Origin of the sequence: Pseudomonas sp. GM102 (assembly GCF_000282555.1) — a bacterium.
Classification (GTDB): domain Bacteria; phylum Pseudomonadota; class Gammaproteobacteria; order Pseudomonadales; family Pseudomonadaceae; genus Aquipseudomonas.
The window spans coordinates 24,410-30,471 of the sequence record NZ_AKJB01000053.1 but is presented as its reverse complement, the minus strand read 5'-3'; the positions used below and the strand labels follow the sequence as shown (position 1 = coordinate 30,471).

7 protein-coding genes are annotated in these 6,062 nt (G+C 57.3%); 3 read left to right on the top strand and 4 right to left on the bottom strand.

Annotated features, from left to right (window positions below; genetic code table 11):
- Positions 1-171: 171 nt before the first annotated feature.
- Entirely contained in the window at positions 172-567 is a 396-nt protein-coding gene (locus PMI18_RS17385; RefSeq protein ID WP_007899527.1) for a DUF4280 domain-containing protein, read from the bottom strand.
- A gap of 189 nt (positions 568-756) precedes the next feature.
- Here PMI18_RS17385 and PMI18_RS17390 point away from each other — a divergent pair, with 189 nt between their 5' ends.
- Together PMI18_RS17390 and PMI18_RS17395 are read left to right on the top strand one after the other, a co-directional pair.
- Positions 757-1,824 (top strand): phosphotransferase family protein, encoded by a 1,068-nt coding sequence (locus PMI18_RS17390; protein WP_007899526.1) that lies wholly within the window; start codon positions 757-759, stop codon positions 1,822-1,824.
- Between the two features lie 24 nt (positions 1,825-1,848).
- Entirely contained in the window at positions 1,849-2,616 is a 768-nt protein-coding gene (locus tag PMI18_RS17395; protein ID WP_007899525.1) for an SDR family oxidoreductase, read from the top strand.
- A 229-nt stretch (positions 2,617-2,845) separates the two neighbouring features.
- Here PMI18_RS17395 and PMI18_RS17400 read toward each other — a convergent pair whose 3' ends face one another.
- Positions 2,846-3,439: a hypothetical protein gene (locus tag PMI18_RS17400; protein ID WP_007899524.1), complete on the bottom strand. Its 594-nt coding sequence runs from the start codon at positions 3,437-3,439 to the stop codon at positions 2,846-2,848.
- Positions 3,439-3,852 (bottom strand): hypothetical protein, encoded by a 414-nt coding sequence (locus PMI18_RS17405; RefSeq protein WP_007899523.1) that lies wholly within the window; start codon positions 3,850-3,852, stop codon positions 3,439-3,441. The genes PMI18_RS17400 and PMI18_RS17405 overlap by 1 nt, the downstream gene beginning before the upstream one ends.
- A gap of 319 nt (positions 3,853-4,171) precedes the next feature.
- Here PMI18_RS17405 and PMI18_RS17410 point away from each other — a divergent pair, with 319 nt between their 5' ends.
- The gene (locus PMI18_RS17410) at positions 4,172-5,287 is read left to right on the top strand and encodes a Gfo/Idh/MocA family protein (RefSeq protein WP_007899522.1); all 1,116 of its coding nucleotides are present in this window, start codon (positions 4,172-4,174) and stop codon (positions 5,285-5,287) included.
- 415 nt (positions 5,288-5,702) lie between these two features.
- On the opposite strand, the gene PMI18_RS17415 is transcribed toward PMI18_RS17410, so the two are convergent.
- Positions 5,703-5,951, bottom strand: coding sequence for a DUF1652 domain-containing protein (locus PMI18_RS17415; protein WP_007899521.1), 249 nt, complete (start codon positions 5,949-5,951; stop codon positions 5,703-5,705).
- Positions 5,952-6,062: the final 111 nt, after the last annotated feature.

Genomic DNA, 6,062 nt, shown 5'->3' with positions numbered 1-6,062 from the left:
GCGGGCAAGCCCACTCCCACAGTGATCACTGTTGTTCACAAATACTGCATTCACCGGAAATCCCCTGTGGGAGCGGGCTTGCCCGCGATGAGGCCCTCACATTCAGCATCGATGTCGCCTGACACGCCGCCTTCGCGAGCAAACCCGCGCCCACAGTTTGATCGTGTGCGGTCAGGGAATGAGCATCTGCATTTGCCCCGGCATCACGATTTTTATCACCCCTGCCCAATTGCACATCAGGGTGCTGTTGGCATCGATGGCCGGCATGCCGCCCAGCAGCAGGGTCGGCGCGCCTCCGGGAATCCAGGGGGTGGCGGTGGCCGGGATGCAGGGCATCGGCGTCAATACGCCCAGCGCTGCGGCAGTGGCGGCCGCGACCATCGGGTTGGCCATGCTCATGCACGTGCCGAACGGCATGACGTTGACCAGCGGAATGTGATCCATGATGTTCGCCGCTGGCATGCCCCCGGTCAGCGTGCGATTCACCGGCAGCACGTTGAGTACCGCTGGTGCCGCGCCGAAACTGCATTGCAGGGTCGCGGTGGCGCAAACTTGCGGACAACCCATGTCGAATCTCCTTCCTGGAAGCGACGGTCCACTGAACCATAGTCCGCCGAGCCCGTTCGCGCACATCAGGAACGCTGATTATCCGGCAACACGCTAACCTATAAGACCGTGCCGCGCTTGTGGCGACCCCGGCGCACCATTAGATTAGCCAATGATGTCTGGCCTCCAAAATAAGCAGAAGGGATAAGCATGGCGCTTACTGACCAGTCCACCCGTATCCGCTCTGGCGAAGAACTCGATGCCAGCCTGATCGATCCGTACCTCAAGGCGCACATTCCGGGCCTGAGTGGCTTGCCGAAAATCAGCCAGTTTCCGGGCGGTGCGTCGAACCTGACTTACCTGCTGGAATACCCCGAACAGGAATTCGTCCTGCGTCGGCCACCGTTCGGCCACAAGGCCAAATCCGCCCATGACATGGGCCGCGAATTTCGCATTCTCAATCAGCTGCGGGACGGCTTTCCCTATTGCCCCAAAGCCTATGTGCACTGCACCGACGAATCAGTGATCGGTGCCGAGTTTTATGTGATGGAACGGGTCAAGGGGATCATCCTGCGCTCCGAACTGCCGCCGGAACTGGGGCTGGATTCAGCGAAGACCGAAACCCTGTGCAAAAGCTTCATCGACAAGTTCGTGGAACTGCACCGGGTCGACTACAAGGCCTATGGCCTGGGCGACCTCGGCAAACCCGAAGGCTATGTGGCACGGCAAATCAAAGGCTGGAGCGAGCGCTACGAAAAAGCCCTGACCCCGGACGCGCCTAAGTGGGAAGCGGTCAAAGCCTGGCTCAACGACAAGATGCCGGCCGATCACCCAACGTCGAGCATCGTCCACAACGATTACCGCTTCGACAATGTGATCCTCGACCCCGAGAACCCGATGCAGATCATCGGCGTGCTGGATTGGGAGCTGACCACCCTCGGCGACCCGCTGATGGACTTGGGCAACACCCTCGCCTACTGGATCGAAGCCGACGACCCGGCGCCGGTGCAACTGATGCGGCGCCAGCCAAGCCACGCTCCCGGCATGCTGACCCGCCGTGAGTTCGTCGATTACTACGCCGAGCGCGCGGGCATCCAGATCGACAATTTCGACTTCTACTACACCTACGGCCTGTTCCGTCTGGCCGGCATCGTGCAGCAGATCTACTACCGCTTCTTCCATGGTCAGACCCAGGACAAACGCTTCGCACAGTTCATTCACATGAACAAACTGCTGGAGCAGATGAGCCTGCAAGTCATCCAGAAATCCAGTCTCTGATCGCGCCCATAACAAGGAAAAATCATGTCCAAGACTCAGTTGTTCGACCTCGACGGCAAGATCGCTTTCGTCTCCGGCGCGAGCCGTGGCATCGGTGAAGCCATCGCCAAACTGCTGGCGCAGCAAGGTGCCCACGTCATCGTTTCGAGCCGCAAGCTCGACGGTTGTCAGCATGTTGCCGACGCAATCATTGCCGCCGGCGGCAAAGCCACCGCCATTGCCTGCCACATTGGTGAGATGGAGCAGATCACCCAAGTCTTCGCCGGCATCCGCGAACAGTTCGGGCGCCTGGATATTCTGGTCAACAACGCGGCGACCAACCCGCAGTTCTGCAACGTCCTGGACACCGACCTCAGCGCCTTCCAGAAAACCGTCGACGTGAACATTCGCGGCTACTTTTTCATGTCGGTGGAAGCCGGCAAGCTGATGCGCGAAAACGGTGGCGGCAGCATCATCAACGTCGCCTCGATCAACGGCATTTCACCGGGGATCTTCCAGGGCATCTACTCGGTAACCAAGGCAGCGGTGATCAACATGACCAAGGTCTTCGCCAAGGAATGCGCGCAATTCGGCATCCGCTGCAACGCCCTGCTGCCGGGTCTGACCGACACCAAGTTCGCTTCGGCGCTGGTGAAAAACGACGCCATTCTGAAAACCGCGCTGCAGCAGATTCCGCTCAAGCGCGTGGCGGACCCGAGTGAAATGGCCGGTGCGGTGTTGTACCTGGCCAGTGATGCGTCGAGCTACACCACTGGGGTTTCGTTGAATGTGGATGGTGGGTTCTTGTCCTGATTGGGTTCACCAGATACACAAAAGGCAGGCCTCGGGGCTCAATGCCGGTAAGTTAAGACGCAGAACCTGTGGGAGCGTGGCTTGCCCGCGAAGAATGCACCGCGGTTTTTCAGGTACTACGCGTCATCGTTCTTCGCGGGCAAGCCACGCTCCCACAGGATTTTCGTCGCTCAAATTTCTTAACTTACCGGCATAGAGCCTCGGGGCTGCCTTTTGGGAACCACACTGTTCATCCCCGCACAAATTCAACCGGCTTCCCAGTCAAATCCAGAACTCTAAAATAACCCTTGATACTCTTTACGTTACGGATCGCCAGCTGAACATGTGTTTCATGCGTAAAGTCCGTACCAGGATAAAGACGTTCACCCTCCCAGAACGGTGAACGAACAGAGTCGTACGCAGGCGCCTCTGTAAACTCCCGGAAGGTGTGTAAAGCATCAATGACCTGACAATCCAAACGACGCAGGTACGGATTATTTTTCTTAAGAGGTTGACCGCCCTTTTCTTTTGAGGCTGCTTCAAGCCATAGGTAGGTCTGACGGATTTCACGCAACGCACTTTCAGTCGTGAAATCCAGGCAACGACCCAAGTCAATCACGGCCCCAATCACAAATGGATTTTTGATAGTGCTCCGCTTTTGCGCATTGGTCGCGAAGCTCAACGCGCGCTGTGGGTTGTTTTCCCAAAAATAGGCGCCGCGACCAAGCCAATCATAGTCATTAGTGCTATCAAGTAGCGTTGCTTCGCCAGCCAGTACGCGTTCGCCAATTTCTCGCTCGCACCCATGGAAACCAAGAACAAAAGAAGGAGAAATGCAATACATCAGCGAACCTTGGCTTCCCCATTTACACGTTTGAAAAACTCCCGAACCTTGTTCGGATCCTTGAGCATTTCAGTAGCGTACTCATCTATACGCACCGAGGCGCAAGTGTCGACTGATATCTTGTTGCCGTTAGAACCGACCATTATCCAGCCAGTTTCAGTCGATGTTTTGTGTCCTGCGCTTTCCATATCAAGCGTCACTCCTGATCCACTTTTTGCAACTGCTGCTGCGATTAGTCCGTATGTCCTCTCGGCGTTTATTTTGACAGTACTGGCATGACCGCTAACAATTTTACCGTTCGTTAGCCGGACAATGCCGCCGCGCTGGAATCCTGCCGAATCACGCACAGCCTTCGCTTCGTGACGATCACCATCAACGAAAACATAGGTCGTTTTTCCGAGATCCTTCGACATTGCCACCTCTATTCGAGCGTTGGTGCATTGCTCAAATTTGATTAGTTAGTGGCCAATATAGTCCGCGGTGTATGTCCCGTCATTAAAGTCCGCGATTTGTCGTTGATCTGCGCAAATGGAAACGATAGAGACCGGGAGCAAGACCCGCAAGCCAGCGGATTCCGGCGTGGCTGTAGGCAATGTCGTAAGGCGTTGTAGCCATTTCGTGTGCCTCCTGACGCCGCACACAAAAAGAATATTTATTCCACGTAGTTGCCATTTAAGAATATTTATTCCATAAATAGCCCTCCTGAAAATAAAAACCCAAAGGACCCCGGCTATGCGCGAACTCGGTATCGGACTCATCGGCACAGGTTTCATGGGCCGCGCCCACGCCTTGGCCTTTCGCAACGTCAGCGCCGTTTTTGAATTGCCGCTGAAGCTCAAGCTCGCGGCCCTCGCCGACGCCGATCCGCAGCGCGCCCGGCACTGCGCCGACGCCTGGGGCTTCGATACCGCTCACAGCGACTGGCAACAGCTGATCAATGACCCCAAGGTCAATCTGATCGCCATCACCACCCCTAACCATCTGCACTACCCCATGGCCATGGCCGCCCTCGCCGCCGGTAAACCGGTGTACTGCGAAAAACCGCTGGCTGTGAGCCTCGAACAGGCCAGCGCGATGCGTCTTGCCGCCAAAGCCGCAGGCGTGGTGACGCGGGTCGGTTACAACTATCAGCACAACCCGATGATCGGGCTGGCCCGGGAGCTGATTGAAAACGGCGACTTGGGTCAGATCATCAGTTTCCAGGGTGAATTCAGCGAAGACTTCATGGCCGACCCCGCGTCGCCCTGGTCGTGGCGTTGCGAGGCCGATCATGCCGGTGGCGCACTGGCCGACCTGGGCAGTCACTTGTTGGCCATGGCCCGTTATCTGGTGGGCGATGTCGATGCAGTGAGCGCCGACACCCAGACCGTGCACCGGCAACGTCCCGCCACGGTTGGCAGTCCGGAACAGCTCAGCATCGCCGTCGATGATCAAGTCCATGCCTTGTTGCGGTTTGCCAACGGCGCCCGTGGCACGTTCAGCAGCAGTTGGCTCAAGCACGGCTACAAGAATCACCTGAGTTTTGAAATCAGCGGCACCCGAGGGACGTTGGTATTCGATCAGGAACGCTTGAATGAACTGCGTCTGTTTCGTGCCGGTCAGGACGGTTTCCAGCGCTTGCTGGCAGGGCCGAATTTGCCGGGTTATGCGGCGTTCAGTCCGGCGGCAGGGCATCAACTCGGATACAACGAACTCAAGACGCTGGAAGTCCATGATCTGGTGATGGCGCTGGCAGGCTTATCGCAGGGTGGGACGGATTTCGAACAGGCGTGGGAAGTCGAACGCCTGGCGACGGCGATCCGGTTGGCAGCGCGGGAGTCCCGTTGGGTCAGGATTGAGGAAGTCTGAGCGACGCGCGCGGATACCCGCCAGCAGCACAGCGCTGCTGGCGGTTCAACGTGAGCCGATGGATGATTATTGAGTGACGCAACGAGTGAGCGTCGTTTCCCGGGTCACCTGCCCCTCAGCCCTCACATCGCCTTGTACATCGATGTTTTCAGTGGTTTGGCAGGTGCGCACGGGGGGGGGAGGCGGCGCAGCGGGAGGTGGCGGTGGAGGACTGGCACAACCACCCAGAATCGCTATCCAGAGTGCGAACGACAGTGTTGTAAAAGTGCGTTTCCCAAGACTTTTCATAGGTTGACCCGCGGTAAGTGATCGACATATTTCCGCGACCCAACACGCTCACCGCGTACCCGCGGACCGGTCACAGAAAAAATACTCTCGTATTCCTTATACGACCGCCGGCAAAACCTGACAGTTCCTAGGACGTCTCGCGACAATGCAACGTGTTGCTCTCGAGTTCATAACGCAGCTCTTCGATCAACGCTGCCACCGCCTCTGGCGTTCTGAGGTTGGCCACGCTCAACCCACTGACCACCAGATCCACCTGCCCCGACACCGGATGATAGAGCTTCACCGTCAGTGAATGATCACCCGTAACCTTGCACTCACAGGCCAACGGCGAAAAGCTCCGCTCCAGTTGCATACGCAATTGCGCCAAATAAATCATCCCGCGGTTCCTGTAGCTGTTTCGAAAGGGACGCGATACCCGAAGACCTGTATCGCACCCTTACAGCCTAAGAACCGCCGCCCCCGTCCAGAACATCAATTTGCACCCCCT